This is a genomic window from Streptomyces sp. NPDC005483 (genome assembly GCF_040606035.1).
GTDB lineage: Bacteria > Actinomycetota > Actinomycetes > Streptomycetales > Streptomycetaceae > Streptomyces.
On sequence record NZ_JBEXEA010000016.1, the window covers coordinates 150,015 to 176,343 of the forward strand.

At 71.7% G+C, this 26,329-nt stretch carries 26 protein-coding genes; 11 read left to right on the forward strand and 15 right to left on the reverse strand.

The window, feature by feature from the left end; all coding sequences use genetic code 11:
- Positions 1–41: 41 nt before the first annotated feature.
- The 4 genes from ABZT06_RS28965 (at position 42) to ABZT06_RS28980 (ending at position 5,139) form a co-directional block, all read left to right on the forward strand.
- Complete coding sequence (locus tag ABZT06_RS28965; RefSeq protein ID WP_355747075.1) at positions 42–1,973, forward strand: hypothetical protein; 1,932 nt, start codon at positions 42–44, stop codon at positions 1,971–1,973.
- Positions 1,974–2,077: 104 nt separating this feature from the next.
- Positions 2,078–2,752 carry a hypothetical protein gene (locus ABZT06_RS28970; RefSeq protein ID WP_355747078.1) on the forward strand — a complete coding sequence of 225 codons (675 nt, stop codon included), beginning with the start codon at positions 2,078–2,080 and terminating at the stop codon, positions 2,750–2,752.
- 172 nt (positions 2,753–2,924) lie between these two features.
- Entirely contained in the window at positions 2,925–4,100 is a 1,176-nt protein-coding gene (locus ABZT06_RS28975; RefSeq protein ID WP_355747080.1) for a 4-hydroxybenzoate 3-monooxygenase, read from the forward strand.
- Between the two features lie 148 nt (positions 4,101–4,248).
- The gene (locus ABZT06_RS28980) at positions 4,249–5,139 is read left to right on the forward strand and encodes a Bax inhibitor-1/YccA family protein (RefSeq protein ID WP_355747083.1); all 891 of its coding nucleotides are present in this window, start codon (positions 4,249–4,251) and stop codon (positions 5,137–5,139) included.
- Between the two features lie 65 nt (positions 5,140–5,204).
- Here ABZT06_RS28980 and ABZT06_RS28985 read toward each other — a convergent pair whose 3' ends face one another.
- Entirely contained in the window at positions 5,205–5,435 is a 231-nt protein-coding gene (locus ABZT06_RS28985; protein WP_020120819.1) for a DUF4287 domain-containing protein, read from the reverse strand.
- Between the two features lie 104 nt (positions 5,436–5,539).
- Between ABZT06_RS28985 and ABZT06_RS28990 the strand changes: the two genes are divergently transcribed.
- A complete protein-coding gene (locus ABZT06_RS28990; RefSeq protein WP_355747087.1) occupies positions 5,540–5,851 on the forward strand; it encodes a hypothetical protein in 312 nt (103 codons plus the stop codon).
- 3 nt (positions 5,852–5,854) lie between these two features.
- On the opposite strand, the gene ABZT06_RS28995 is transcribed toward ABZT06_RS28990, so the two are convergent.
- The 3 genes from ABZT06_RS28995 to ABZT06_RS29005 all read right to left on the reverse strand — a co-directional run bounded on the left by ABZT06_RS28995 (position 5,855) and on the right by ABZT06_RS29005 (position 9,347).
- Positions 5,855–6,637, reverse strand: a complete 783-nt coding sequence (locus ABZT06_RS28995) for a hypothetical protein (RefSeq protein ID WP_355747336.1) — start codon at positions 6,635–6,637, stop codon at positions 5,855–5,857.
- A gap of 287 nt (positions 6,638–6,924) precedes the next feature.
- On the reverse strand, positions 6,925–8,145 hold the full coding sequence (locus ABZT06_RS29000) for an acetyl-CoA C-acetyltransferase (protein WP_355747090.1): 1,221 nt from the start codon (positions 8,143–8,145) through the stop codon (positions 6,925–6,927).
- Positions 8,146–8,315: 170 nt separating this feature from the next.
- Complete coding sequence (locus ABZT06_RS29005) at positions 8,316–9,347, reverse strand: SGNH/GDSL hydrolase family protein (protein WP_355747093.1); 1,032 nt, start codon at positions 9,345–9,347, stop codon at positions 8,316–8,318.
- A gap of 162 nt (positions 9,348–9,509) precedes the next feature.
- On the opposite strand from ABZT06_RS29005, the gene ABZT06_RS29010 reads away from it, so the two are divergent.
- On the forward strand, positions 9,510–10,898 hold the full coding sequence (locus ABZT06_RS29010) for a cystathionine beta-synthase (RefSeq protein ID WP_355747096.1): 1,389 nt from the start codon (positions 9,510–9,512) through the stop codon (positions 10,896–10,898).
- A gap of 342 nt (positions 10,899–11,240) precedes the next feature.
- Here ABZT06_RS29010 and ABZT06_RS29015 read toward each other — a convergent pair whose 3' ends face one another.
- Positions 11,241–12,095 (reverse strand): helix-turn-helix transcriptional regulator, encoded by an 855-nt coding sequence (locus ABZT06_RS29015; RefSeq protein ID WP_355747099.1) that lies wholly within the window; start codon positions 12,093–12,095, stop codon positions 11,241–11,243.
- A 150-nt stretch (positions 12,096–12,245) separates the two neighbouring features.
- On the opposite strand from ABZT06_RS29015, the gene ABZT06_RS29020 reads away from it, so the two are divergent.
- Positions 12,246–13,010: an SDR family oxidoreductase gene (locus ABZT06_RS29020; RefSeq protein WP_355747102.1), complete on the forward strand. Its 765-nt coding sequence runs from the start codon at positions 12,246–12,248 to the stop codon at positions 13,008–13,010.
- An 8-nt stretch (positions 13,011–13,018) separates the two neighbouring features.
- Here the strand turns inward: ABZT06_RS29020 and ABZT06_RS29025 are convergent, their stop codons facing one another.
- From ABZT06_RS29025 to ABZT06_RS29045, 5 genes are all read right to left on the reverse strand, one after another.
- On the reverse strand, positions 13,019–13,459 hold the full coding sequence (locus ABZT06_RS29025) for a hypothetical protein (RefSeq protein ID WP_355747105.1): 441 nt from the start codon (positions 13,457–13,459) through the stop codon (positions 13,019–13,021).
- 71 nt (positions 13,460–13,530) lie between these two features.
- The gene (locus tag ABZT06_RS29030) at positions 13,531–14,460 is read right to left on the reverse strand and encodes an ABC transporter substrate-binding protein (protein WP_355747108.1); all 930 of its coding nucleotides are present in this window, start codon (positions 14,458–14,460) and stop codon (positions 13,531–13,533) included.
- Between the two features lie 11 nt (positions 14,461–14,471).
- The gene (locus ABZT06_RS29035) at positions 14,472–15,134 is read right to left on the reverse strand and encodes an ABC transporter permease (protein WP_355747111.1); all 663 of its coding nucleotides are present in this window, start codon (positions 15,132–15,134) and stop codon (positions 14,472–14,474) included.
- A 1-nt stretch (position 15,135) separates the two neighbouring features.
- Positions 15,136–15,777 (reverse strand): ABC transporter permease, encoded by a 642-nt coding sequence (locus tag ABZT06_RS29040; protein WP_355747114.1) that lies wholly within the window; start codon positions 15,775–15,777, stop codon positions 15,136–15,138.
- On the reverse strand, positions 15,774–16,808 hold the full coding sequence (locus tag ABZT06_RS29045) for an ABC transporter ATP-binding protein (RefSeq protein ID WP_355747117.1): 1,035 nt from the start codon (positions 16,806–16,808) through the stop codon (positions 15,774–15,776). The genes ABZT06_RS29040 and ABZT06_RS29045 overlap by 4 nt, the downstream gene beginning before the upstream one ends.
- A gap of 141 nt (positions 16,809–16,949) precedes the next feature.
- On the opposite strand from ABZT06_RS29045, the gene ABZT06_RS29050 reads away from it, so the two are divergent.
- From ABZT06_RS29050 to ABZT06_RS29060, 3 genes are all read left to right on the forward strand, one after another.
- Positions 16,950–18,716 carry an aromatic amino acid ammonia-lyase gene (locus ABZT06_RS29050; RefSeq protein WP_355747120.1) on the forward strand — a complete coding sequence of 589 codons (1,767 nt, stop codon included), beginning with the start codon at positions 16,950–16,952 and terminating at the stop codon, positions 18,714–18,716.
- 5 nt (positions 18,717–18,721) lie between these two features.
- A complete protein-coding gene (locus tag ABZT06_RS29055) occupies positions 18,722–19,573 on the forward strand; it encodes a MurR/RpiR family transcriptional regulator (RefSeq protein ID WP_355747339.1) in 852 nt (283 codons plus the stop codon).
- Between the two features lie 87 nt (positions 19,574–19,660).
- Positions 19,661–20,254, forward strand: coding sequence for a hypothetical protein (locus ABZT06_RS29060; protein ID WP_355747124.1), 594 nt, complete (start codon positions 19,661–19,663; stop codon positions 20,252–20,254).
- Positions 20,255–20,523: 269 nt separating this feature from the next.
- On the opposite strand, the gene ABZT06_RS29065 is transcribed toward ABZT06_RS29060, so the two are convergent.
- The 5 genes from ABZT06_RS29065 to ABZT06_RS29085 form a co-directional block, all read right to left on the reverse strand.
- Entirely contained in the window at positions 20,524–20,898 is a 375-nt protein-coding gene (locus ABZT06_RS29065) for a hypothetical protein (protein WP_355747127.1), read from the reverse strand.
- Between the two features lie 21 nt (positions 20,899–20,919).
- Entirely contained in the window at positions 20,920–21,441 is a 522-nt protein-coding gene (locus ABZT06_RS29070; protein ID WP_355747130.1) for a roadblock/LC7 domain-containing protein, read from the reverse strand.
- Positions 21,442–21,475: 34 nt separating this feature from the next.
- Positions 21,476–22,456 carry a hypothetical protein gene (locus ABZT06_RS29075; protein WP_355747133.1) on the reverse strand — a complete coding sequence of 327 codons (981 nt, stop codon included), beginning with the start codon at positions 22,454–22,456 and terminating at the stop codon, positions 21,476–21,478.
- Positions 22,453–22,869, reverse strand: coding sequence for a hypothetical protein (locus ABZT06_RS29080; protein ID WP_355747136.1), 417 nt, complete (start codon positions 22,867–22,869; stop codon positions 22,453–22,455). The genes ABZT06_RS29075 and ABZT06_RS29080 overlap by 4 nt, the downstream gene beginning before the upstream one ends.
- 169 nt (positions 22,870–23,038) lie before the next feature.
- Positions 23,039–24,409 (reverse strand): diaminopimelate decarboxylase, encoded by a 1,371-nt coding sequence (locus ABZT06_RS29085; protein ID WP_355747342.1) that lies wholly within the window; start codon positions 24,407–24,409, stop codon positions 23,039–23,041.
- Positions 24,410–24,614: 205 nt separating this feature from the next.
- Between ABZT06_RS29085 and hutU the strand changes: the two genes are divergently transcribed.
- The gene (hutU, locus tag ABZT06_RS29090) at positions 24,615–26,279 is read left to right on the forward strand and encodes a urocanate hydratase (RefSeq protein ID WP_355747139.1); all 1,665 of its coding nucleotides are present in this window, start codon (positions 24,615–24,617) and stop codon (positions 26,277–26,279) included.
- Positions 26,280–26,329 lie beyond the last annotated feature (50 nt).

A 26,329-nucleotide genomic window follows, 5' to 3' on the forward strand; every position in this document is an offset into this window, starting at 1 on the left:
CGTGCAGGGGGGAACGGGGAGGACGTGGGGGGAGACCACATATGACAGTGCTCGGAGACGGGCCCCCGACGCTGTACGACTCCGGGCCGGTTCCGGGGCCGGGTGGCTGGCCGGTGACGTACGAGCAGGTGGCGACGGGCAGCCTGCCGGTCGTCGACCAGCGGCTCGTACCACGGCTGAGCGCGGGACTGCGGCTGCACGGCGAGTACCAGGGGTCGGGCTTCACCGAGCCCAAGTACATCGCCCGTCGGGGGGACGGGCAGGTCGTACAGCTGTCGCGGCTGCTCTACCTCGTGGCGTCGTCCGTCGACGGCGTACGCGACAGCGAGTCGATCGCCCACCGGGTGAGCGCGAGATTCGGCCGCGAGGTCAGCGGGGACAACATCCGCTTCCTGGTGGAGAAGAAGCTCGAACCCCTCGGGGTGACGGTCCCCGAGGGGCAGGAGGGCGACGAGGTCGACGCACCGCGCTCCGACCTGCTGCTCGCCCTCAAGGGCCACCGGATCATCTTCGACGAGCGGCGCACGGCACGGATCGCGCGGATGTTCGCGTGGCTGCACCGGCCGGTCGTCGTCGCGGCCGTGCTGCTGGCGACCGTGGCCATGGACGTATGGCTGTTCGGCTTCTTCGGGGCGATCGAGCCGGTCCTGGAGGTCCTCGACCAGCCGGTGCTGATCCTGATCGTCTTCGCCCTGACCGTGGCCTCGCTCGTCTTCCACGAGTTCGGCCACGCCTCCGCGTGCAGATACGGCGGCGCCCGGCCCGGGTGCATCGGCTGCGGGATCTTCCTGATCTGGCCGTCGATGTACACCGACGTCACCGACGTGTACCGGATCGGACGCGGCGGGCGCATCAGGACCGACCTGGGCGGGGTCTACTTCAACGTGGTGTTCATGCTCGGCATGGCCGGGCTGTACTTCGCCACGGGGGAGCAGTTCTTCCTGGCCGCGGTGTATCTCGGGCACTTCGAGATCCTCGAACAGTTGATGCCCGCGGTGCGGCTCGACGGCTACTACATCCTGGGCGACCTCGCCGGCGTCCCTGACCTCTACGGCAAGATCAAGCCGATCCTGCTCGGTCTGGTGCCGGGGAGGAGGGGACGGGCCGCGCGCAAAGAGGTCGCCGGGCTGAAGAAGTCGGCGCGGACCATCGTGGCCGCGTGGGTGCTCACCATGGTGCCGCTGATCATCGGTGAGATGGGATACGGGCTGTGGAACCTGCCCCGGATCATCGCCACGATGGCCCGGTCCATGGTCGAGCAGTTCTCCGGCACCGGGGCGGCCTTCGCGGACGGCGAGGTCGTCGAGGGGCTCGTCGGGGTGCTGGGCTGTCTGATGCTGCTGATCCCGATGGGCGGTGTCGTCTATCTGACCGTGAAACTCGGCGGGCGGATCTGGCGGGCCGCGAAGCGGGCCACGGCGGGGCGGCCGACGTTGCGGGTCGCGCTGTGTGCGGTGGTCCTCGCCGGGCTGGCGGGCCTCAGCTACGCCTGGACGTCCGGACTGACGCCCCAGCCGCTCCCGAAGAAACCCCCGATCGCGCCGATCCTCCAGCCCGGGGTGTCGACGGAGGAACCACAGCCCCGGCAGGCCACGACTCCGGACGGCGATGCGTCGACCTCGGACGACGGCCCGGCGGGCGACCCGTCAGGCACCGGTCCCGGCGCGGTCCCACCGTCGGCGGCGGGCGGGTCCTCGGGCTCTGGCGCCCCGTCCGCGGGCACCTCCGCGGCCTCGGCGTCCGCCTCCCCGGCATCGCCGGCGGCATCGCAGGGCGCGGCGAGCGGGGGTTCCTCCCGGGGACCGGCGTCCCCGGCCCAGGACACCTCGGCGGGTCCGGAACCGTCCTCTCCGGGCACGGGTGAGGGCCCGTCGAGCCCACCCCCGTCCCCGATCCCGTCGGAGAGCATCCCGCCGTCCCCGGCAGACACCCCTTCCCCACCACCGGCCAGCGGATCACCTGGGGCGTCCTGAGGGGGTGGGGCGGCGACCGTACGGACCGGACCGGCGGCTGTTCCGAGTTGTTCTCCCCCCGTCACCCCCACACCCGTATCCATCCATCCACCCAAGGAGATCCCTTGACCAGCCACCGAAAACCCCGTACCTCGACCCCCTTCACCCGGCGCGCCGTTCGTGTCGGGCTGTTCGCCGCCGGGGTCGCCGGTGTGGCGTCCGCCGTGCCGGCGCAGGCCGCCACCGGCGGGGCCACCAAGGTCGCCGTCGCGTCGGACCATGTCTTCAGCCACGCCGACCGCCTCGATCACACGGAGGAGAAGGACTCGTTCACCATCCGGCAGTTCGGAAAGGTGACCGCCGCCTCCGTGCGCAACCAGGCCAACGCGGTCTCGTCGGGGTGCACCGCCGACGACGACTGCCGTTCGGTCGCGCTGTCGTTCCAGATCGTCACCGTCGCGGGCGAACACACCCGCCTGAACGCCGTGAACCTCAGCGACGCCACCAACAAGAGCTGCACCGGTTGCCAGACCCTGGCCGGCGCCTACCAGTTCGTGGTCTCCACGCCCGCCCCGCTCACCCTCGACTCCGCACATCGTCGCCAACTCACCGACATCCACCGCCGGCTGGACGCCCTGACCCGCTCCGACGTCCCCGCCACCGACCTGCGCACCCGGGCCGACGCCCTCGCCGCCGAGGTCAACACCGTCCTCCAGGACGCCGTGGCCGACGCACCGAAGGGGGACGCGCAGGAGGACGTCACCATGCACCGCCACCTGGACGGCTGGCCCAGCCGCTGACCCGGCCGGCCGTCCGGCCCGCGGCAGCCACCCGCGGGCCGGACGGCCGCGCAGACCGTTGACATCGGCAGACCCTGGGCGCAGACTCGGCTCACTCAAGTGAAATAAACTTCACCAGGCGAACACGAGCTATTGCGCGCACCAGCCACAAGGTCTCCGAAGGGAACGCCCGATGCGCACCACCGTCGGCATCATCGGAGCCGGCCCCGCCGGTCTCCTCCTCGCCCGGCTCCTCCACAACGCCGGCATCGACTCGGTCGTCCTGGAGAGCCGCGACCGCGCCTACGTCGAGCACCGCCAGCGCGCCGGGATCCTGGAGCAGGGCACCGTCGACGTACTGCGCGCGGCCGGCGCCGGCGAGCGCATGGACCGCGAGGGGCTCCCGCACGACGGCATCGAACTGCGCTACGACAGGAAGCGCCACCGCGTCGACTTCCCCGCCCTCACCGGCGGCCGGTCCGTGATGGTCTACGCCCAGACCGAGGTCTGCAAGGACCTCATCGCCCTCCAGCTCAAGGACGGCGGCCCGCTGCTGTTCGAGGCGGAGGCCCTGGCCGTCGAGGGCGCCGACACCGACACCCCGCGCGTCCGCTTCCGGCACGAAGGCCGCGAGGACGTCCTGGAGTGCGCGTACGTCGTCGGCTGCGACGGCTTCTGGGGTGTGGCGAGGAAGGCGATCCCCGCCGAACTGACCAAGGTGTTCGAGCGGACGTACCCCTTCGCGTGGCTCGGCATCCTCGCCGACGTCCCGCCCTCCCACGACGAACTCGTCTACGCCCGCCACGACCGCGGCTTCGCCCTGCTGTCCATGCGCTCCCCGTCCGTCTCCCGCCTCTACCTCCAGGTCCCCGAGGGCACGGACGCCGAGAGCTGGGGCGACGAGGAGATCTGGGACGAGCTGGAGCGGCGCTTCGAGACGGACGACGACTGGAGGCTCGACAGGGGACCGATCACCCAGAAGTCCGTCACCCCCATGCGCTCCTACGTCCACGAGCCCATGCGCCACGGCCGTCTCTTCCTGGCCGGCGACGCGGCACACATCGTCCCGCCCACCGGGGCCAAGGGCCTGAACCTGGCCGTCGGGGACGTCGTCACCTTCGCGCGGGCGCTGACGTACCAGAAGGAGACCGGCTCGGCGGAACGCCTCGACGCCTACTCCGAGACCTGTCTGCGCCGGGTGTGGCAGGCCGAACGGTTCTCGTACGACATGACGGGCCTCCTGCACCGGTCGCCCGACGCCACTGACTTCGAGGACCGGATGCAGCTGGCCCGGCTGGAGCGGATCGCCGGATCGCGGGCCGCCGAGACCGACCTCGCCGAGGGGTACACCGGCTTCCCCTTCGAATGAGGCCCCTCCAGTGCCGGGAATCACGCGTGCGCGTAGCGTGTTGGCCGACACGACGAGGGAAGATCCTCCTCAAGCACTAGGGTCATTCCTTTGCCTACCCATTACTCTTGAGGGCAAGGTCCACACACGGTGGCCATGGAGGAGTGAAATGAGGAGCAGCAACCCGGTCTTCTCGCGACGGGGGTTCAGCCGCGACAACGGCTACGCGGGCTTCAACACCGCGCCGCAGGCCGGGGGCGCAGCCGTAGGCACGCAGGGCAGCCCCTACGCGCAGCCGCAGGGCAACCCGTACGCGACCAACCCCTATGCCCAGGACCTGCAGCAGGGCGCGCCGCCACAGGCGCCGGTGAGCACCGGCCGGATGACGATGGACGACGTCGTCATGCGCACCGGCACCACGCTCGGCATCCTGATCGTCACGGCCGCACTCGCCTGGGCACTGCTGCCCGTCGACGACGCCAACATCGGCCGCTCCTACGGCATCGGCATCGGCGCCGCGGTCATCGGCATGGTCCTGGCGCTCGTGCAGTCCTTCAAGCGCACGGCCTCGCCCGCGCTGATCCTGTCGTACGCCGCGTTCGAGGGCGTGTTCCTCGGCGTCGTCTCCAGCGTGGTCGACAACCGCATCGCGAGCGGCGCGGCCATGCAGGCCGTGATCGGCACCCTGGCCGTCTTCGCCGCCGTGCTCGTGGCGTACAAGGCCGGCTGGATCCGCGTCAACCGGCGGTTCTACGGCTTCGTCATGGCGGCCGCGCTCGGCTTCATGCTGCTGATGGTGGTGAACCTGCTGTTCGCCGTCTTCGGCGGCGGTGACGGCCTCGGCTTCCGCAGCGGCGGCCTCGGCATCCTGTTCGGCATCATCGGCGTCCTGCTCGGCGCGTGCTTCCTCGCCCTCGACTTCAAGCAGGTCGAGGACGGCATCGCCTACGGCGCCCCGCGCGAGGAGGCGTGGCTGGCCGCGTTCGGTCTCACGCTGACGCTGGTGTGGATCTACATGGAGTTCCTGCGACTCGTCGCGATCCTCAACAGCAGCGACTAGCCCCGACGGTCGTACGGCGAAGGGCCCCGGGCTTCCTGCCCGGGGCCCTTCGGCATGTGCGCAGCTCAGAAGTACCTGCGCGCGGCCCTCCTCAGGTCGTACTCGTGGATGATCGCCTTGGCGTGGCCGTACGCGAGGTTGTGTTCGTGGCGGAGCCAGCTGACCTTTTCCTCGAAGCGGAAGAGCGCCGGGCCTTCGTCGACGGTGCGGAGCCAGTCGGACACTTCACGACCGGTGCAGTGGGGGATGCGGGCGAGCATGTTGCGGTGGGTCTCCTCGGAGAGGACGTGGGACATCGGCGCCTCCGGACGCAAAGGGGATGTAAGCCGGTCCTTCAGGTCACCGTGCCTGAGCGTTCGCCCGTTGGCAACAGTCCCGGGGGGACGCGTACGGTTGCCCGGTGGCTGATACTTCGCGTCTGACCCGGGCTGTGGACCACTTCGCCGACCGTCTGCGGGCCGCGCCGCAGAGCCGTTTGCAACGGGGCGCAGCCGCCGAAGCACTGGGGCTGGCCCGGGAGTTCGCCCGTCGGACGCAGGTGCTGGAGGAGCCGGGGACCGAGCTCCGCGAGATGCCGGACGCGGGGATGTTCGCCGCCGCCGACCAGATCACCGTGGCCGTACACGACCTGGCCCTCGTCCTGACGGACGAGGGCCAGGTGGAAGAAGCGATGGAACTGGTGGCACAGGCCCAGCAGCGCGCCGGAGTGTGACTCCTACAGCGACGCTATGACCCGGTCCGCCAGGATGTAGACGTTCTCCTCGCCGCACGCGAACGTCAGCGTGTACGCGCCCGAGACACCCGAGCCGCCCAGCAGGACCGGGGTCTCGCCCGCGCGCAGGGCCGCCGCGAGGCGCTCGGCCGTCTCACGGTGGCCCGGGGTCATGCACAGGGTGGTGCCGTCGGCGAAGACGTAGACGTCGAGGGTGCCGAGGGGACCGGGACGGACGTCGGCCAGTCCGGTGCCGGAGGCGGCCAGGTCCTCCAGGGTCGCCACCGTGCGTTCGTGGTCGCCCACGAGCGGTGAGCCGACCGGCACGAAGTCCGGGTGGGACGGGTGGCGGCGGCGGGCCGCGGCCAGTTCGGGGCTGTCGCCGGCGAACTCGTCCGCTTCGGCCGAGGACTCCGAGACCGGCTCCAGCGGCTCCAGACCCACGAAATCGGCCTGCCGGGGCAGGAACAGCTCGCTGTCGGGCAGGCCGAGCAGCGAGGGCGCGTCGGAGGCGTCACGGGCCTCCTGGGCGGCCCAGAAGGCCCGCGCCTCGGCGAGCTCGCGCTCACGCTCCTCGGCGAGGGCCTCGGCCACGGCGGTGCGTATCTCGTCGACGTCAGCGGCGGGACGCGCTGCCGGTACGAGACCCCGGACGGACGCGGTGTTGTTCCTGGCGAGCTCGGCGTGCAGGGCGGCGACCTGCCGGCGCAGCACCATGAGGGTGCGCAGGACGGCGACGCCCACGGCGCCCGTGGCGGCCGTGGTGACCAACAAGGCGATCGGCATGGCGCTCACTGACGTACTCCCGGTTCAAAGTCGACCCCCGACTTCCTACATCAGCTTGAAGGGCGGACTATCCAGCTGTCAGTGCGTAACGTCACGAATCGGACAGGAACTTGGGCCCGGTGTTTCGTGGTGAAACGGCTCTGAGCTGCGCAAATCCCTTGGCGAAGGGAGATAGGTCACATCCTGAGGGAGATTGGATCACAAATCGGCCCAGAACCTTGGAGTTTCCACGGTTCTGGGTCGAAGAGTGACACTCAGTCTCCGTAGGGACACGGAGAGTTGAGTGATCAGCTGAGGCGCTCGATGACCATCGCCATGCCCTGGCCGCCGCCCACGCACATGGTCTCCAGACCGAACTGCTTGTCGTGGAACTGGAGGGAGTTGATGAGCGTGCCGGTGATGCGGGCGCCGGTCATGCCGAAGGGGTGGCCGACGGCGATCGCGCCGCCGTTGACGTTCAGCTTCTCCAGCGGGATGTTCAGGTCGCGGTAGGAGGGGATCACCTGGGCCGCGAACGCCTCGTTGATCTCGACCAGGTCGATGTCGTCGATCGTGAGACCGGCGCGGCGCAGCGCCTGGTTGCTCGCGTCCACCGGGCCCAGGCCCATGATCTCGGGGGACAGGCCGGAGACACCGGTCGACACGATGCGGGCGAGCGGGGTGAGACCGAGCTCGCGGGCCTTGGTGTCGCTCATGATGACGACCGCGGCGGCACCGTCGTTGAGCGGGCAGCAGTTGCCGGCCGTGACCATGCCGTCGGGGCGGAAGACCGGCTTCAGGCCCTGGACGCCGTCGAGCGTGACGCCGGCGCGGGGGCCGTCGTCCTTGGCGACGACCGTGCCGTCGGGGAGCGTGACCGGGGTGATCTCGCGCTCCCAGAAGCCGTTCTTGATGGCTTCCTCGGCGAGGTTCTGCGAGCGGACGCCGAACTCGTCCATGTCCTGGCGGGTGACGCCCTTGACGCGCGCCAGGTTCTCCGCGGTCTGGCCCATCGCGATGTACGGGTCGGGGAGCAGGCCGTCCTCGCGCGGGTCGTGCCAGGAGGTGCCCTCCTGGGCGGCCGTGGCGGCCGTGCGGGCCTGCGCCTCGTCGAAGATCGGGTTCGTGGTGTCCGGGAGGCCGTCCGAGCTGCCCTTGGCGTAGCGGGAGACCATCTCGACACCGGCCGAGATGAAGACGTCGCCCTCGCCGGCCTTGATGGCGTGCAGGGCCATGCGGCTCGTCTGCAGCGAGGAGGAACAGTAACGGGTGATCGTGCAGCCCGGCAGGTGGTCCATGCCCATCTGCACGGCGACGATACGGCCCAGGTTGTAGCCCTGCTCACCGCCGGGCAGGCCGCAGCCGAGCATCAGGTCGTCGATGTCGCGCGGGTCCAGCTCGGGGACCTTGGCGAGGGCGGCCTGGATGATCGTGGCGGTCAGGTCGTCGGGGCGCAGGTCCTTGAGCGAGCCCTTGACGGCGCGGCCGATGGGGGAGCGGGCGGTCGAGACGATCACGGCTTCGGGCATCACGGCTCCATTGGCATGCGGGGGTGTTCTTCCGGACGGGGCTCTCTGGGAAGTTACCCGTACGTATGGCCTGGGTCACGGGGGTGGCGGTGTGACCTATGTCTAAGCGCTTGCTTGGGTCGCTGGTGGTGGGGTCCACGCGGTCGCGCGAGTGCCCCGGCCGGCACCGTTCACCGGACGCTCGTGGTGCTGGAGGGTGACGGCTCCGTCGCCCGCACCCGCCGCCTCCGCCTGCGCTTGAGCAGTGCCCAGGGCCCCGTCGGGCCGGTCGGCATCGCGGCCGCGACCTCCGTACCCGCCTCCGACGCCGCCTCCGCAGCCGCCCGCGCCACCGGCAGGAAGCCCTCGCGGCGGGAGACGTCCGGGCGGTCCTCGTCGGCCGGCCACAGGCTCAGGGCCGCGCAGACCGTCGGCAGCACCGCCATCGCCGCCGTCGCGTACCCCTCCGCCGAGGGGTGGTAGTGGTCGGGACCGAACAGCTCACGCGGGTTCGCCTCGAACTCCGGACCCAGCAGGTCGCCCAGCGACACCGTGCGGCCGCCCTGCTCCACCGCGCCGATCGTCTGGGCCGCCGCCAGCTGACGCGAGGCCCGCCGGGCCAGCCACCGCAGCGGCTGCTGGACCGGCTCGATCGTGCCCAGGTCGGGACAGGTGCCGACCACGACCTCGGCACCGGCCGTGCGCAGCCGCCGTACGGCGGACGACAGATGCCGCACGGAACGGGTCGCCGGCATCCGGTGCGTGACGTCGTTCGCGCCGATCATGATCACGCAGACGTCCGGGACCAGTTCGGGATCCGCCAGCGTCAGCGCCACCTGACGGTCCAGATCGTCCGAGGTGGCGCCGGGAAGGGCGACGTTACGGAACTCCACCGGGCGCTCCGCCACCGCCGCGAGCCCGGACGCCAGCAGCGCGCCCGGTGTCTGGCCCGCCCGGTGCACCCCCTGCCCCGCGGCCGTGGAGTCGCCCAGCATCGTCAGGCGCAGGGGCGGAACCCCCGCGGCGGCATAGACGTGGCCGTACCGGCCCGCGGCCTGCGGGACGTGCGGCGCCGTGCCGTTGCCCACCTGCCGCCTGGCCAGCCGCACCTCCGCCAGCAACAGCCCCATGGCCGCCGCGCCGACCAGACCGATCCCGCCGCCGCCGTATGCGGCGCCGGCCGCGATCCGCCGGGCCACCCTCGCCCTCGACATGCTCGTCATACGTCGCCGCCACCTCCGTCGTACCCGCTACACCCACTCCTTGCCCCGCACGGACCGTGGCCCAATCCCAACGGGGAGTGAACGACCTTCATGGCGCCCGATCAGGCCATAGGCTGGCTGGACCACTAGGACCACTTCTTTTGCAAGCATCCGGAGACAACGGTGCAATTCCACGACTCGATGATCAGCCTCGTCGGCAACACCCCGCTGGTGAGGCTCAACAGCGTGACCAAGGGCATCAAGGCGACCGTCCTGGCCAAGGTCGAGTACTTCAACCCCGGCGGCTCCGTGAAGGACCGCATCGCCCTGCGCATGATCGAGGCGGCGGAGGAGAGCGGCGCGCTGAAGCCAGGGGGCACCATCGTCGAGCCGACCAGCGGAAACACCGGGGTCGGACTCGCCATCGTGGCGCAGCAGAAGGGGTACAAGTGCATCTTCGTGTGCCCCGACAAGGTGTCGACGGACAAGATCAACGTCCTGCGCGCCTACGGCGCCGAGGTCGTCGTCTGCCCGACCGCCGTGGACCCCGGGCACCCGGACTCGTACTACAACGTCTCCGACCGGCTGGTGCGCGAGACGCCCGGCGCGTGGAAGCCCGACCAGTACTCCAACCCCAACAACCCGCTCTCGCACTATCACTCCACCGGCCCCGAGCTGTGGGAGCAGACGGAGGGGAAGATCACCCACTTCGTGGCGGGCGTCGGCACCGGAGGCACTATCTCCGGCACCGGCCGCTACCTGAAGGACGCCAGTGACGGCACGGTCCAGGTGGTCGGAGCCGACCCCGAGGGCTCGGTGTACTCCGGCGGCTCCGGACGGCCGTACCTCGTCGAGGGCGTCGGTGAGGACTTCTGGCCGACCGCCTACGACCGGACCGTCGCCGACGAGATCGTCGCCGTCTCCGACAAGGACTCCTTCCAGATGACCCGCCGCCTCGCCAAGGAGGAGGGCCTCCTGGTCGGCGGCTCCTGCGGGATGGCCGTCGTCGCGGCCCTGCGGGTCGCCGAGCGCCTGGACGAGAACGGCGTCGTGGTCGTCCTGCTCCCGGACAGCGGGCGTGGGTACCTCTCGAAGATCTTCAACGACGAGTGGATGGCCGACTACGGCTTCCTGGAGGACGAGGGCCCCAGCGCCCGCGTCGCCGACGTCCTCAACGACAAGGTGCACGGCGCCATCCCCTCCCTCGTCCACATGCACCCGGACGAGACGGTCGGCGAGGCCATCGAGGTGCTCAGGGAGTACGGCGTCTCGCAGATGCCGATCGTCAAGCCGGGCGCCGGTCACCCGGACGTGATGGCCGCGGAGGTCGTCGGCTCGGTCGTCGAACGCGAGCTGCTCGACGCCCTGTTCGCCCAGCGGGCATCGCTGGAGGACCCGCTGGAGAAGCACATGTCGGCCCCGCTGCCCCAAGTCGGCTCCGGCGAACCGGTCGGCGACCTGATGTCGGTCCTCGGCCGGGCGGACGCGGCCATCGTCCTCGTGGAGGGCAAGCCCACCGGCGTCATCAGCCGCCAGGACCTGCTGGCCTTCCTCGCCAAGGGCGGGAAGTAGCGGTAGACGTCCGGTGAACCCCGGGTGCCGGAGGCGAACTTGCGGTTTCCCACCGAAAAGGTGGACTTCGCGGAACTGGTACGAGCGCGTCACGTCCGCGCAGCACACGCTTAACACGGGTCCGGCACATTGGTGGATGTCGGCAGGGCGGGAGCGGCTCCCCGCCCGAGCCGGCACCGAAACGTCCAAGGACCTCCGGAGCGGCTCCCGGACCTCCATGGACGCCGGACGTGAGACCTGGCCTGACCCGGTCGACGTCCTTCGCGGGGACCGCCGTCGTCCCGCCCCCCGGTAACGGGGGTGCGGCGGTCCCCGCGCATCACCTTTTCTCAGCGCGCTTTCTCAGCGCGCGGGGCTCGATGCCCAGCTCCCCAGCAGCGCCAGCCTCTCCGCCGTCTCCGATCCCGGTTCCGGTGTGTACACGAGCAGGGTCTGGTCGCCGTCTCCCGGGATCGTGAGGGTCTCGTACGGGAACACGAGCAGGCCCGCCACCGGGTGCTGGAGGCGCTTCACGCCGTAGGCGCACTCCTTGACCTGGTGGTCGGCCCACAGGCGGCGGAAGTCCTCGCTCTTGAGGGAGAGTTCGCCGACGAGCGAGGTCAGTTCGCGGTCGTCCTGGTGGTGGCCCGCCAGGACCCGCAGGTGGGCCACGCTCTGGGCGGCCACTGCCTGCCAGTCCGGGTAGAAGTCACGGGCGGCGGGGTCGAGGAAGACGTGCCGCGGGATGCTGCGGGCCCTGGCCGTCGTACCGCTGTAGCCGAACACCGCGTCGGCCAGGGGGTTCCAGGCCAGGACGGTCATGCGGCGGTCCAGGACGAAGGCCGGGGTCCGGTCCATGGCGTCGATCATGAGCTGGACGGCCGGGCGGACGCGGGGGCGCGTCGGGCGGTCGGCCTGTCTGCGCGGGCGGGCCACGGCGTGGAGGTAGGCGCGCTCGGTCTCGTCCAGGCGCAGGACGCGCGCGACGGCGTCCAGCACCGCGTCGGACACTCCCCCGGACTTCGTCCGGGAGGGGCCCCCAGGGCCCCTGCCCTGCTCCAGCCGGATGTAGTAGTCGACGCTCACTCCGGCCAGCTGTGCCACCTCCTCCCGGCGCAGGCCGGGCACGCGGCGCCGCCCGTGCGAGGGCAGCCCCACCTCCTCGGGCCGGATGCGGGCGCGGCGTGAGCGCAAGAAGTCTCCGAGGTCCCCGTCCATGGGTTCGATCGTAGGGGAGGTCCGGCTGGTGAACCTGGTACTGGCAGACCCAGGAAAAGCGCATCCCTGGGTAAGGCGGCCCGGGCGCCGCAGGGTGGTGGGCGAGGCCGGGGAGTCACCCCGGCGGACATCCCACCGAGGAGCACTTCCATGTCGTACGAGAATCTGGCCGGACGTACCGCTGTCGTCACCGGGGCCGCGAGCGGGATCGGTGAGGCGGTCGCCGTGCTGCTGGCCGAGCGGGGGGCGCGGGTCGCGCTGCTCGCGCGGTGTGGTGAGCGGCTCGAGGCGGCCGTGGGGAAGATCCGGGCCGGCGGCGGTCAGGCCCTGGCCGTGGTCGCGGACGTCACCGACGACGCGTCCGTGGCGGCCGCCGTGGAGAGCGTCCACGCGGTCTACGGGACCGTCGACCTGGTGGTGAACAACGCGGGCGTGATGCTGCCGAACCCGATCGTCGACGCCCGCATCGACGAGTGGCAGCGGATGATCGACACCAATGTGACCGGTGTCCTGCGCGTCATCGGCGCCTTCGCCCAGGACCTGAACGAGGCGGCCGCGCAGGGGCGCAGCGCGGACCTGGTGAACGTCTCGTCCATCGGCGCCCACGTCACGGGCTTCACGAACTACGCCGTGTACGGGGCGACGAAGGCCGCGGTCACGCATCTCTCGGCGCTGCTGAGGAGCGAGTTCGGGCCGCGGGGCGTGCGGGTCACCAACATCGAGCCGGGGCTGACGGAGAGCGAGCTGGCCACGCACATCGACAACGACGGGCTGCGGGAGCAGATCGGTGGGATGGTCGAGGCGATGGGCACGCTGGCGGCCGCCGAGCTCGCCGACGTCGTCGCCTACGTCACCAGCCGGCCCCGCCACGTCAACCTGCGCCAGGTCATGGTGCTGCCCACCGCGCAGGTGTGAGCGCCGGGTCAGCCCTCCCAGTCGCTGGTCCCGGAGGACGCCTTCGCGCGCCGGCCCCGGAAGAGGTCCGGGTTGACGCGCAGCGCCTGGAAGGCGTTGACGCCGACGATGCCGACCCAGGAGACCAGCAGGCCGGGCAGGTGGGCGACGCCGCCGCCGATCGCGGAGAGCGGGATCGCCAGCACCAGGGAGACGATGCCGAAGCCGAAGCGTTCGCCGAAGGAGTCGGTGGGCTTGGGCGAGCGGGCGCCCCGGGCTGTCACCATCTGCTGCTCGGCGAGCTGCCGGCGCAGCCGGCGGTCCACGGCGCCGTCGATCCGCTGGTCGACCTTCTCCAGGAACGAGTCGACCAGCGCGGACTCGTACTCCTCGCCCAGTTCCCTGCGGGCCTGCAGGGTGGCGTCGAGTTCCTTCTTGAGTTCGGGGTCCCGCGCATCAATTCCGGTCATGAGGTCCACGGTAGGCAGCGGAAACGCCCCCTGCACTGGGGTTAGCCCCCCTGTTGCGGCGGGGGCCCTTCCTAGGCAAGCCCGTGCTGCTTCGCGTACGCGTTCGCGACGTCCTCCGGGTCCTTCTTGTCGTTGTCGACCTGGCTGTTGAGCTGGGTGAGCTGGGCGGTGGTGAGGGTGTTGCCCAGGCGGGCGAGGGCCTTGCGGACGGTGTCGTCGGCCTTGCGGTCGGCTATGAGGGGGACGATGTGCTGGCTGGGGATGAGGTTCTTGGGGTCGGTCAGGACGACCCAGTCGTGGGCGGCGATGTCGGTGTCGGTGGTGAAGAGGTTCGCCACGTCGACGTCTCCCTTCTTCAGGGCGCCCTTGACCAGCGGGCCGTCGGAGTCGAGTGACTTGAACTCCTTGAACTCGACGCCGTAGACGTCCTTCAGACCGACCGCGCCCACCCGGCGCTTCTTCACCTCGGGGGCGGCGCCGATGACCAGCTCGCCGTTCTGCTCGGCGAGGTCGGCGAGGGTGACGAGGCCGTACTTCTTCGCGGTGGCCCGGGTGACGACGAAGCAGTCGGAGTCGGCGGCCTGGCCGTACGGGAGGACCTGGAGGCCGCCGGGCATCGCCAGGGTGAGCGCGTTCTGCATGGTGCCCGGTTCCGCGGAGGCGTCCTTGGGGGCGAGGTAGTTCAGGAGGGCGCCCTGGTATTCGGGGAGCAGGTCGATGTCGCCCGCCTTGAGGGCCGGGATCACGATCTCGCGGGTGCCGAGGTTGGGGCGGACCTTCACCTTCACGCCGGCCTGTCGCAGCACCGCCGCGTACAGGTAGCCGAGGACCTGGTTCTCGGTGAAGTTGGCGGTGCCGATGGTGACTCCGCCCTTGCTGGAGCCGCTGCCGCCGGAGGCCGTGCCGCCGCCGTCGAGGGAGGTGATGCCGCTGGAGCAGGCGGAGAGGGCCGGGACGGAGGCCGCCGCGAGGAGGCCGCCGAGGAGGGTGCGTCGGTTCATCTCAGGGGTCCTTACGCGGTGCGGTGGCGGAAGAGGAAGCGCTGGAGGCCGGAGAGCAGCAGGTCGAGGGCTACGGCGATCACGGCGACCAGCACCGCCCCGCCGAGCACCTGCACGAGGTCGCGCTGGGCGAGGCCGTCGAAGACGTAGCGGCCCAGGCCCCCGAAGGAGACGTACGCCGCGATGGTCGCGGTGGCGACGACCTGGATCAGTGCCAGGCGCAGGCCGGTCATGATCAGGGGGAGCGCGAGAGGCAACTCGACCTGGAACAGCACCTGGTGGCCGCGCATGCCCTGGCCGCGGGCGGCGTCCTTCACGTCCGGGTCGACGGCCGTCATGCCGGCGTAGGTGTTGGTGACGATCGCGGGGACCGCGAGGGCGACGAGGGCCACGTAGACCGGGAGCATGGACAGGCCGCCGGCCAGGAAGACCAGGACGACCAGGCCGACGGTGGGCAGGGCGCGGCCGAAGGACGCGAGGTTGATCGCGACGAAGGCGCCCTTGCCGGTGTGGCCGATCAGCAGGCCGAGGGGGAGGCCGATCGCGGCCGCGACAAGGGTCGCGAGGAGCGAGTACTGCAGGTGCTCGGCGAGGCGGTGGGCGATGCCGTCCGTGCCGGCCCACTGGGAGCCGCTGGTCAGCCACGCGCCGAGGTTCTTGAGGAGTTCGTACATGTCAGGCTCGCCTCCGCCGCCAGGGGGTCAGGACGTACTGGAGGGCCACCAGCAGGGCGTCCGCGACCACCGCGAGCAGGAGCGTGAGGACCACGCCCACGATCACCGGGGTCGGGAAGTCGCGCTGGAAGCCGTCGGTGAAGAGCTGGCCGAGGCCGCCGTCGCCGATGTAGGTGGCGACCGACACGAGGGAGATCGACATGACGGTCGCGATCCGCACCCCCGCCATGATCACCGGGAGGGCGAGGGGAAGTTCGACGGTGAGGAGGGTGCGCAGCGGGCGGGTGCCCATCGCCTTCGCGGCCTCCTTGGTCTTCGCGGGGACCGAGTCGAGGCCCTCGACGGTGTTCCGCAGCAGGACGACCAGGGTGTAGACGGTCAGGCCGATCACGGTGGTGGTGCGGGTCAGGCCGCTGATCGGCAGCAGGAGCACGAAGATCGCGATCGACGGGATCGTGAACAGGACGTTCGAGAGGCCGAGCAGGAATCCGCGCAGGGGGCGGATGCGGTGGGCGACCACGGCGAGGGGGAGGCTGATCAGCAGGCCGAGGAAGACGGCGCTCAGGGCTGCCTGGAGGTGCGAGACCGTGAGGGTGGTCAGGTCGTCGGTGTGGCCGGATATCCACGACCAGTCGATGGTCATGCGGCCACCCGGGCTTCCGAGTGCGCCCGGCCGGCGTGCCGGTGGACGTCGTCGCGGGAGGTGACACCGGTGAGGACGCCGTCGTCGTCGACGCGGGCGACCAGGCCGGTGGGGGAGGCGAGGGACTCGTCCAGGGCGGCGAGCAGGGAGTCGCCGTCCCGGAGCGGCCGTACGGGGAGCTCGGTCTCCCGTGAGGCCCAGTGCACGGGCCTGCCCGCCTCGTCGCATACGAGGGTCCAGGCGTCGCCCTCCGGTGCCGGGCCCTGCGGGACCTCGGCCAGGGTCTTCAGCGAGAGCAGCTTCAGACCGCGTTCGGCGCCCAGGAAGTCGGCCACGAAGTCGTCGGCGGGCCGGGCGAGGAGTTCGGCGGGCGGGGCGCACTGGACGAGGTGGCCGCCGGTGCGGAAGATCGCGATGCGGTCGCCGAGGCGGACGGCCTCGTCGATGTCGTGCGTGACGAAGACGATGGTCTTGCTCAACTCCTTCTGGAGCCTGAGCAGTTCGTCCTGGAGCTGGGTGCGCACGACCGGGTCGACCGCGCCGAACGGCTCGTCCATGAGCAGGACCGGCGGGTCGGCGGCGAGGGCGCGGGCGACGCCGACGCGCTGCTGCTGGCCGCCGGAGAGCTGGTGCGGGTACCGCTTGCCGGCCTCGGCGGTCAGGCCGACGGTCTCCAGGAGTTCCGCCGCCCGGGCGCGGGCCTTCCTGCGGCCGTGGCCGAGCAGGAGCGGGACGGTGGCGATGTTGTCCAGCACCGTGCGGTGCGGGAAGAGGCCGGACTGCTGGATGACGTAGCCGATGGAGCGGCGCAGCTCCGCCGCGTCCTGGTGGGTGACGTCCTTGCCGCCGACCCTGATGGTGCCGGAGGTCGGTTCGACCATCCGGTTGATCATCCTGAGGGTGGTCGTCTTGCCGCAACCGGAGGATCCGACGAGGACGGTCACGCCGCCTTCCGGCATGTCGAGGGTGAGATCGTGCACTGCTGTCGTGCCGTTGGGGAAGCGCTTGTGGACCGCGTCGAACTGGATCATGAGATGTCCCTTGCCCGGCTGTATAACGTCATGCAGAGTTCTCGGTAGCTGAATAGTTTGTCAACGGTTCGGTGTTAATCCGAGGTAACGGATGACCGCCAGGCAAGATCAGGTGTCCGCGTTGAGGGGAGTTTGGGCTATATGTCGTCTCGGATCGTGGACTCTCCTGATCCCATCGCGGTCGGGCACACCGGCCTGGTGATCCTCGACGGGATCGCGCTCGGCGTCGCCGACGTCGTCCGCCTCGCCGACGGGAGCGCGCGGCCGGTGCCCGGAACCGACGCGATGAAGCGGGTCACCGAGTCCTGGGACGCCGCCCGCCAGATCGCCGCGACGGGACGCGTCTACGGCCGCTCGACCGGCGTCGGCGCCAACCGGAACGAGAACGTGCCCACCGAGGCGGCCGCCGAACACGGGCTGCGGCTGCTGCGCAGCCACGCCGGCGCCATCGGCGAGGAACTCCCCGCCCGGCAGGTCCGCGCGATGCTCGCGGTCCGCGCCAACCAGCTGCTCGCAGGCGGCGCGGGACTGCGGCCGACCGTCGTCACGGCCCTGTGCGAGGCGCTGGAGAGCGGCGCGTACCCGGTCGTCAACGAGTTCGGCTCGGTGGGAACGGGCGACATCGCGGCCCTGGCCCAGGCGGGGCTGGCGCTGGCGGGGGAGCACCCCTGGCGGGGGGCCGGCTTCGGCGGGGCGGGCGCGGGTGGGTCCGGCCTGGGGGGAGCGGGGGGCGAAGCGGGGCTCGGCGCGGCCTCGGTGCTGTCCGGCGGTCGGGGGGCCGGTGACTCGGGTGGAGCGGGCCCGGGTGGAGCCGGTCCGTGGGGAGCCGGGGGTGAGGTGGGGCCCGGTGCGGGTGGGCGCGTCGAGTCGGGCGGGGGTGTATCGGCCGCTGCGGGCCCGGTGCTGTCCGGTGGGCCGTACAGCGTGGTCGGTGCACCCGAGCCGCAGCTCCTCGACAACAACGACGCCCTCGCCTTCATCAGCAGCAACGCCCTCACGCTCGGACAAGCCGCCCTCGCGTTGCACGAGTTGCGCGGGCTGATCGAGGCCACGCAGGTCGTCGGGGCGCTCTCGCTGCTGGCCGTGGACGGGTCGCACGAGGCGTACGCCGCCCCCGTGCACGCGGCCCGGCCGCACCGCGGGTCCGCCGAAGTGGCCCGGCGGATGCGGGAGTTGATCGGGGCCGAGGACCGGCCCACCCCTCCGCTCGGGCGCATCCAGGACCCGTACGGCTTCCGGTGCCTGCCCCAGATCCACGGGCCCGCCCACGACGCCGCCGACGCTCTGGAGGAGGTCCTCGCGATCGAGATCAACGCGGCCGCCGAGAATCCGCTGATCGACGCCCAGGACATGGCCGCCTATCACCACGGCGGCTTCTACCAGGCCCAACTCGCCCTCGCCCTGGACCACTTCAGGCTGGCCCTCACCCAGGTCGCCCGGCTGTCCACGTCCCGGCTCTCCACGCTCAACGAGCCCGCCTTCACCCGCCTCAGGCCCTTCCTCGCCGACCCGGAGCCCGCCTCCTCCGGCGTGATGATCCTGGAGTACGCCGCCGGGGCCGCCCTCGGCGACCTGCGGGCGTTCTCGGCGCCCGCCTCCCTCAGCCACGCTGTACTCTCCCGAGGCGTCGAGGAACAGGCCAGCTTCGCCTCGCTCGCCGCGCGTCAGACACTGCGGGTGTGCGGCGCGTACCGTCTCGTCGTCGGCTGCGAACTCGTCGCCGCCGTACGGGCGCTGCGCCAGCGCGGCCTCCGGCCCGACCCGGACCTCCCGGTGGGCCGCGCGCTGGAACTCGCCGAGACGGTGCTGGCGGAGGACCCGGCCGACCGGCCGCTCACGGGTGACGTGACGGCGGCGGCCGCACTGCTCGACCGGTTCACGGAGATCTGGAGGGGGATCGAGGCATGAGCGACATGGGAGGGGCGGGCGTGGCGGACACTCCCGCGGGACGGCTTCAGACACTGTTCGAGGGGCACCGGCTCACGCCGACCCAGCGGCGCATCGCGCACAGCATGGTGCGGCGGGCCGCCGACGTGCCCTTCCTCTCCAGTGTGGAGCTGGCCGAACTGGCCGGGGTCAGCCAGCCCTCCGTCACCCGCTTCGCCGTGGCCCTCGGCTTCGACGGCTACCCCGCCCTGCGCCGGCACCTGCGGGAGGTCGCGCCCGCCGAACAGGCGGCGGCCTCGGCGTCGTACAACGAGTACCAGCAGGCCGTCGAGGCCGAGATCGAGAACCTCAGGCACCTGGCGGAGGTCCTGGCCGACCCGCGCCCGGTGCAGAAGGCCGGCCGGCTGCTCGCCGCCTCCCGCCCGCTGCCGGTGCTCGGGCTGCGGGCCGCCGCGTCCCAGGCGTACGGCTTCGCGTACTTCGCCGCCAAGGTCCACCCGGACGTACGGCTGCTCAACGAGGGCGGCACGATGATCCACGACCGCATCGACGCCGCCGTCCGCGCGGGCGCCTCGACTTTGCTGTGCTTCGCGCTGCCCCGGCATCCGCGCGAGGTCGTCGACACCCTTGCCTACGCCAAGGAGGCGGGCCTGACCGTCGTCACGGTCGCCGACTCCGCCTTCGCCCCGGTCGCCAAGGTCTCCGACGTGCTGCTGCCCGCCGCCGTCGGTACCGGCCTCGCCTTCGACACCGCGTGCGCGCCGATGCTGCTCGGCCGGGTGCTGCTGGAGGCCATGTGCGACGACCTCCCGGACGCACAGGCCCGCCTCGAGGAGTTCGACGCGCGGGCGGCGACGCGCGGACTCTTCGTGGAGTAGACGGCGCGTTTTTTCAGACTCGTCTCAGGTTCGCTCGCTACCCTCCCCGACCGGCAGGACTGTGCCAGGACGACGAGGAGGCGGGACGTGGCACGCGCAGATCGCAAGGCTCAGGGGCTGGCTCGGGTGGCCGTCGTCGTGCGCGCCGGGGCCGCACCCCTGTGGTGGCTCGGAGTGTTCGCGGCGGGCGTCGGGCTGCTGGTACCGGGGCTCACCGGGCGCCGGATCGGGGTGATGGCGGGCGCGGCACTGTTCATCGTCGCTGTCGCCGTGGTGTCGTACGGCCGCCGCAAGAGGTACACGACGCTGGGGCGGGCGGCCGTCCGTGCGGGCAAGCACGACGTGCTCCAGGATCGTGCGGTCAGTGTGCGCAACTGGCGCCGGGGACACCGCTGGTGGCTGCTGCTGGCCTGGCTGGTCGCGCTGCTGAGTTCGTTCGCGGTGCCCGTCGCGGGCGGCATGCTGCTCGCCGGATGCGGTACGGGCCTCAGGCTCAAGGCCGCCTGGCTCGGGCGGCGCGAGCGGGACCTGGACGCGCTGCTGTGGGTGCGGGTGGACTGGCTCGCCGCGAACGGCGGACGCCCGGCCGGCAAGGCGGTCAGGGCGTACCGCAGCACGGGTATCGCGGCGGGCGACGCGGCCCCGGGAGGAGCGCGCCGCCGCACCGCGGCACTGGTCTAGGGCCTGTCGTCTGGATCAGGCCGGCTGTGAGGCGCGGTGCTTTTCAGCCGACCCGAGCGGGGTCTGGTGCGTGCAGCTGCAAGGCGGAGGAGGGAGTCGACGCGATGGGGGTCCCCCCGCTCGAGCGAAGCCGAGAGTGGGGGGAGCCGGCGACCGACGACAACGCCGCTGGGGGTCCCCCCACGCCTTTTGGGCAGTGGGGGAGGCGTGCCAGACCCCGCGACACCGGGATGATCCAAACGACAGGCCCTGGTTCCGGCGGTGCCGGGTCACACCTCCAGATCGGTTTCGATGGCCCGCAACTGGTGGCGGGCCATCGCCAGGTTGGCCCGCTTGGCGTCCAGGACCAGGTAGAGGAAGAGGCCGTTGCCACCGCGCCCGCTGATCAGGCGGATCAGGTGGTACTGGTCGGACAGGGTGATCAGGATGTCCTCGATCTGGCCCTTGAGGCCGAGGTGCTCCATCGTGCGCATCTTCGCGCGGATCACGTCGGTGTTGCCGGCGGCGGCCACGTTCAGGTCGAAGCCCTTGCTGCCGCCCATGGTGCCGAGCGCCATGCCGCTGGTGTAGTCGACGAGCGCGACGCCGGTCGCGCCCTCGATGGAGGCGAGGGCTTCCTTCAGTGCGGTTTCGGTGTTGGCCATGACTGTGTCTCCTCGGTTCTCTCAACTTTCGGTGGTGGTACGGGCCGCCGTCGGTGCGGTGGCCGCGGCGCCGGTGTCCACGGGCTTGGCCCGGGACGTGCGGGCCGCTCTGGCGCGTGCCGGAGCAGGCTTCGCGGGCGCCTTCGCGATGGCTTCTGTGGGCTCGGCGACCAGGTTGTCGACGAGCTCGGCGATCCGGGCGCCGGCCCGGCGTCCCTCCAGATGGAGGCGGCCGACGTTGACCCGGTCCTGCGCGAGCAGCGTGATGACGGCCCCGGCGCCCGCCGCGTACGTGGCGACGTAGCCGTACACGCCCCGTACGAGGAGCTCACGCAGGTCCCCCTGGCCGGTCGCGTCGGCCAGCTGGGCGGCGAGCACCCGGGTGGTCCCGGTGAGCGCGGCCACGGCCTGTGGATCGACGCCCGGGGTGTCCTGGGCCAGGACGAGACCGTCGGCGTCGGCCGCGAGGGCGCCGGTGAGCTGTGGCACCCGGGCTCTGAGCCGGCGCAGCTCCTCCAGGATCGCGTCCTGAGCTGCTGCCATCAGATCTCTCCTCTCGGCGCGGGTCCGCTGCCGCTCAAAGGGCCTCCAGCGCATCCCTGAGCCTCTTCAGCAAGGTGATGTGGGGATCGACGTGCTCGACGGCATTGACAGCGGCGACGGCATCGACGGTCCCGGCGCTGAGACCGACGCCAGGCGGACCGGGTGCCGGCTCGGGCAGGGTGAAGGACAGCGGCGGGCAGGGTGAGATCACTCCGGCCGCCACCAGCCGCCGTACGTCCACCAGGGTGTGGAAGGCCGGGCGGCCCAGTTCGCGTGCGATCTCCGACGCCGTGCGGACGCCGTCCACGCGGGCCAGCACCGCCTGCCGCCGGGCCGTGAGCGGCGGGGGCGCGGGGCGGTGGTCCCGGGTCAGCGGCACCTCGTCCGGCAGGGCGTCCGGCCAGATGCGGTGCAGCAGGTCGCGGCGGCGCAGGGTCTCGCGCTCCAGGTCGGCGACCGGGACGGGGCGCGGGGCGCCGGGGGTGCCGTCGGGCTCCCGGGGCGCGTCGGCGGGAGCGTCCGGTCCGTCCTCGGTGCGGTAGCGGAAGCGGCCCGGGGTGCTGCTCGGGGCGAGGGCGAAGTACGCCGCGTCGTACAGCGCGGTCAGCCGGCACATCTCCAGGGCGCCCGGGGTGAGCAGCCCGCCCGCGACCAGCCGGCGGCCTGCCCGGTGTACGGCCTCGGCGCCGGTGAGACGGCGGGCGCCGGTGCCGGGGCTCCCCGAACTCGCGACACTCTCGGCCAGGGCCTGCCGCCAGACGTCGGCGTCCAGCGTGCCGTGGGCGGCGAGGAGGACGTCGGCGCCGGGGGCGGCCGGGCTCTCGGCGTGTACGACCTGGCCGTCGGCGAGGTGCAGGGTGCCGCGTTCGCGTACCAGGATGCCGGTGGCGCGCTCGGCGGCCAGCCGGGTCAGCATCGGCGAGACACCGCCCCAGCCGCGGTCCAGGGCGGCCGCCTTGTCGCGCACGGGCAGCCGGGGTGGCGGGGTGGCGGGCGTGGTGCGGAGCGTCGTCATCCGAGCTCCAGCCGTCCGGCCATCTCACCGAGCCGGATCCGGGCCAGCGCGAGGTTGCCCTCCGCGCGGGCCAGCCACAGGTGCAGGAACACGCTGCTGTCGAAAGACGTCGGCACGAACCGCAGGACGTGGTAGCTGTCCCGGTTGCTGAGGATGAGGTCCTCGACCGGCGGGTCCGGCTGCTCTCCGGTGGCCCCCTCCTCGGCGGTCGGGGAGCTCTCGGAGGCGAAGGCGCGCTGCTCGGCGGCGAGCCGGGCGAGCTCGGCGGCCTCCGCGGCGGCCGCCTCCTGGTTGCCGCCGGGGGATTCCCCGACGGCGCCCAGGGCCAGCCCGCTCGTCCAGTCGACCAGCGCGGCCCCCCGCGCACCCGGCAGTCGCATGGCTTCCAGCAGGCACTCGTCGATTCCCTGCACCGTGGTTCCCCTCCCACCTGGGGTTCGGCTGAGTGACGCCGAAACTACGCAACGTGTGCGCGAGGGGTGAGGGATCTGGCATTTTCCGGTGGAACATGCTCGGGATGACTAGAGTGGGTCAACTTGCCTTGTTCACGGGCCCATTGATCAGTGGTCCCGCCGGCGCGTGTCAACTGCTCCCGGGTGCGTGCAGGGTGGTGAGCGCACCCGCGTGCGCCCCTCCGGATTCGGCCACGATGGAGTCGAGTGTCTGCGGATCCCGCACGGTCGCGAAGCGGACGCCTTCCGCGTGGCCGGGGACGAAGCCGTAAATGCCCGGCCGGGCAAGCGAGTTGTACGCGTAGTGGTGCGCGAAGTAGTACGCGCCCGTGTCCAGCGCCGCCGCGTAATCCCCCTGGTCGAGGAGCGGGAGCGCGCGCCCCTCGGCCAGCAGGTCGCCCGCGAAACAGGCCGGACCGGCGACGTCCTGCACCACCTCGGGCCCGCTCTTGGGCCGCCCCTTGCCGTCGTACGCCGCGATCCGCAGCGGCCACGACCCCGGTACGTACACCGTCCGCGTCGCCACCTGTACGCCCGCGTGCGTCACCGCGACCGGCCGTCCGCCCGCGCTCTTGGCGTACTCCACCCGCGCCACGATCGTGCCGTGCTTGGCCAGCAGCGACCGCCCGAACTCCGTGACCAGCCCGTACCGCCCGTCGAACAGCCCCGGCACCGCCTCCCTGAGCGCCCGCGCGTACTCGGCGTACGTCGGGGCCGTCGCGTCCGAGGCGAAGTTCACCGGCAGCCCGCCGCCGATGTCGATGGTGTCGATCTGCGGCCGCCCGACGCGCCGGTTGATCTCCTCGGCGAGCGCGTACGTCTCCGCGATCCCCTGGGTCATCAGGGACAGCGGGATGCCCTGCGAGCCGGTGTGCGCGTGCAGCCGGGACAGCCAGGGCCGCTCGGTGCAGGCGCGCACGACCCACTCGCGCGCCCCCTCGTCCCGCAGCGCCACCCCGAACTTCGAGGTGGCCGTGGCCGTGGAGGTCGCCCCGATGGAACCGCCGCCGACCTGCGGGTTGACCCGGATGCCGAGCGGAGAGTGGCTGACCGCGGACCGCATGAGGCCGTCGATGCGGTCCAGCTCCTGCGGGTTGTCCACGTTGACGGCGATCCCCAGGGCCAGCGCCTCCCGGAGCTCGGCCGGGGTCTTGGCGGGCGAGTCCAGGACGGTCCGGGCGGGTGAGAGTCCCGCCGCCCGCGCCAGCGCGAGTTCGCCCGGGCTCGCCACCTCCGCGCCGATGCCCTCCTCGCGCAGCAGCCGCAGCACCGGCACCAGCGGGGTCGCCTTCACCGCGAACGCGTGCAGTACCGGCGTGCCCGGCGCGGTGACCTCGTCGAAGGCCGCGCGCAGCTCCGCCGCCGACTCCCGGATGCCGGTGACGTCGAGAAGCCCGGCGATGGGGGAGTCCGGCCCCAGCAGGCCCTGCTCCACGGCCGCCCGCACCGCCTCGTCCCGGCGGGCGGCCCGCCCTTCGCCGGTGCTGCCGTACTCGTCCATCACGTCCCCGTCCTGCTCGTCACCCGCGTCTCGGACGGCCGGCCGCACATCCCCGGCCAGGACATCCATGTCCTGAAACTTCACTGTCCTACCGATGCTGACGCGAGAACGTATTGACTAGTTCTATTCAGAAAGCCAGGATGTGAATATCGGCAGCAACAACCGGCACGCGACCATCCGCAGCAGAGCCCCCAGGAGGCAGACCATGTCAGGACCCCGCCCCGTCCGAGCGCCGCGCGGTACGGAACTGAGCGCCCTGGGATGGCAGCAGGAGGCCGCCCTGCGGATGCTCCAGAACAACCTCGACCCCGAGGTCGCCGAGCACCCCGACAAGCTCGTCGTCTACGGCGGCACCGGCAAGGCCGCCCGTGACTGGCGCTCCTTCGACGCCATGGTCCGCACGCTGCGCACCCTCAAGCAGGACGAGACCATGCTGGTCCAGTCCGGCCGCCCCGTCGGCGTCATGCAGACCCACGAGTGGGCCCCGCGCGTCCTGATCGCCAACTCCAACCTCGTCGGCGACTGGGCCAACTGGGAGGAGTTCCGCCGCCTGGAGGCCCTCGGCCTGACCATGTACGGTCAGATGACCGCGGGTTCCTGGATCTACATCGGCACCCAGGGCATCCTCCAGGGCACCTACGAGACCTTCTCCGCGGTCGCCGCGAAGAAGTTCGGCGGCACCCTCGCCGGGACGATCACCCTCACCGCCGGCCTCGGCGGCATGGGCGGCGCCCAGCCCCTCGCGGTCACCATGAACGACGGCGTCGCGATCTGTATCGACTGCGACCCCCGTGCCATCGAGCGGCGCATCGAGCACCGCTACCTGGACGTGAAGGCGGACAGCCTGGAGCACGCGCTCCAGCTGGCCGTCGAGGCCCGTGACGCCCGCCGGCCGCTCTCCATCGGCCTGCTGGGCAACGCCGCCGAACTGCTGCCGCGCATGCTCGCCGAGGGCGCGCCCATCGACATCGTCACCGACCAGACCTCCGCGCACGACCCGCTCGCGTACCTGCCGGTGGGCGTCGACTTCGACGACATGGCGTCCGCCGCGGCCAAGGACCCGGCCGGGTTCACCGTGCGCGCCCGTGAGTCGATGGCCCGCCATGTCGAGGCCATGGTCGGCTTCATGGACGCCGGCGCCGAGGTCTTCGACTACGGCAACTCGATCCGCGGCGAGGCACAACTCGCCGGGTACGAGCGGGCGTTCGCCTTCCCCGGGTTCGTCCCCGCCTATATCCGCCCGCTGTTCTGCGAGGGCAAGGGCCCCTTCCGCTGGGCCGCGCTGTCCGGTGAGGCATCCGACATCGCCAAGACCGACAAGGCGATGCTGGAGCTGTTCCCGGAGAACGAGTCCCTCGCCCGCTGGATCAAGATGGCCGGGGAACGGGTCCACTTCCAGGGCCTGCCCGCCCGCATCTGCTGGCTCGGCTACGGCGAGCGCGACAAGGCCGGCGAGCGGTTCAACGACATGGTGGCGAGCGGGGAGCTGGCGGCACCGCTGGCCATCGGGCGCGACCACCTGGACGCCGGATCCGTCGCCTCCCCCTACCGGGAGACCGAGGCCATGCTCGACGGGTCCGACGCGATCGCCGACTGGCCGCTGCTGAACGCCATGGTCAACGTGGCTTCGGGCGCCTCCTGGGTGTCGATCCACCACGGCGGCGGCGTCGGTATGGGGCGGTCCCTCCACGCCGGGCAGGTCACGGTGGCCGACGGTACGAAGCTGGGCGGCGAGAAGGTCCGGCGAGTGCTGACGAACGACCCGGGCATGGGCGTCATCCGGCACGTGGACGCCGGGTACGACATCGCGGAGTCCGTCGCCGACGAGCGGGGCGTGCGGATCCCCATGCGCGAAGGCGGCTCGGAGTGACGGTGGGCGGCAGTTCCGGAACGGCTCAGGGCCACAGCACATCCTCCTTT

Coding starts and splice junctions, on each gene's coding strand:
- ABZT06_RS29050 (WP_355747120.1), top strand. CDS start 16,950: ATGTCGTCTCGGATCGTGGACTCTCCTGATCCCATCGCGGTCGGGCAC.
- ABZT06_RS29025 (WP_355747105.1), bottom strand. CDS start 13,459: ATGACCGGAATTGATGCGCGGGACCCCGAACTCAAGAAGGAACTCGAC.
- ABZT06_RS29065 (WP_355747127.1), bottom strand. CDS start 20,898: ATGGCCAACACCGAAACCGCACTGAAGGAAGCCCTCGCCTCCATCGAG.
- ABZT06_RS28965 (WP_355747075.1), top strand. CDS start 42: ATGACAGTGCTCGGAGACGGGCCCCCGACGCTGTACGACTCCGGGCCG.
- ABZT06_RS29040 (WP_355747114.1), bottom strand. CDS start 15,777: ATGACCATCGACTGGTCGTGGATATCCGGCCACACCGACGACCTGACC.
- ABZT06_RS29015 (WP_355747099.1), bottom strand. CDS start 12,095: ATGGACGGGGACCTCGGAGACTTCTTGCGCTCACGCCGCGCCCGCATC.
- ABZT06_RS29000 (WP_355747090.1), bottom strand. CDS start 8,145: ATGCCCGAAGCCGTGATCGTCTCGACCGCCCGCTCCCCCATCGGCCGC.
- ABZT06_RS29070 (WP_355747130.1), bottom strand. CDS start 21,441: ATGGCAGCAGCTCAGGACGCGATCCTGGAGGAGCTGCGCCGGCTCAGA.
- ABZT06_RS28980 (WP_355747083.1), top strand. CDS start 4,249: ATGAGGAGCAGCAACCCGGTCTTCTCGCGACGGGGGTTCAGCCGCGAC.
- ABZT06_RS28995 (WP_355747336.1), bottom strand. CDS start 6,637: ATGCCGATCGCCTTGTTGGTCACCACGGCCGCCACGGGCGCCGTGGGC.
- ABZT06_RS29005 (WP_355747093.1), bottom strand. CDS start 9,347: ATGACGAGCATGTCGAGGGCGAGGGTGGCCCGGCGGATCGCGGCCGGC.
- ABZT06_RS29045 (WP_355747117.1), bottom strand. CDS start 16,808: ATGATCCAGTTCGACGCGGTCCACAAGCGCTTCCCCAACGGCACGACA.
- ABZT06_RS29085 (WP_355747342.1), bottom strand. CDS start 24,409: ATGGACGAGTACGGCAGCACCGGCGAAGGGCGGGCCGCCCGCCGGGAC.
- ABZT06_RS28975 (WP_355747080.1), top strand. CDS start 2,925: ATGCGCACCACCGTCGGCATCATCGGAGCCGGCCCCGCCGGTCTCCTC.
- hutU (WP_355747139.1), top strand. CDS start 24,615: ATGTCAGGACCCCGCCCCGTCCGAGCGCCGCGCGGTACGGAACTGAGC.
- ABZT06_RS29030 (WP_355747108.1), bottom strand. CDS start 14,460: ATGAACCGACGCACCCTCCTCGGCGGCCTCCTCGCGGCGGCCTCCGTC.
- ABZT06_RS29035 (WP_355747111.1), bottom strand. CDS start 15,134: ATGTACGAACTCCTCAAGAACCTCGGCGCGTGGCTGACCAGCGGCTCC.
- ABZT06_RS29020 (WP_355747102.1), top strand. CDS start 12,246: ATGTCGTACGAGAATCTGGCCGGACGTACCGCTGTCGTCACCGGGGCC.
- ABZT06_RS29055 (WP_355747339.1), top strand. CDS start 18,722: ATGGGAGGGGCGGGCGTGGCGGACACTCCCGCGGGACGGCTTCAGACA.
- ABZT06_RS28985 (WP_020120819.1), bottom strand. CDS start 5,435: ATGTCCCACGTCCTCTCCGAGGAGACCCACCGCAACATGCTCGCCCGC.
- ABZT06_RS29075 (WP_355747133.1), bottom strand. CDS start 22,456: ATGACGACGCTCCGCACCACGCCCGCCACCCCGCCACCCCGGCTGCCC.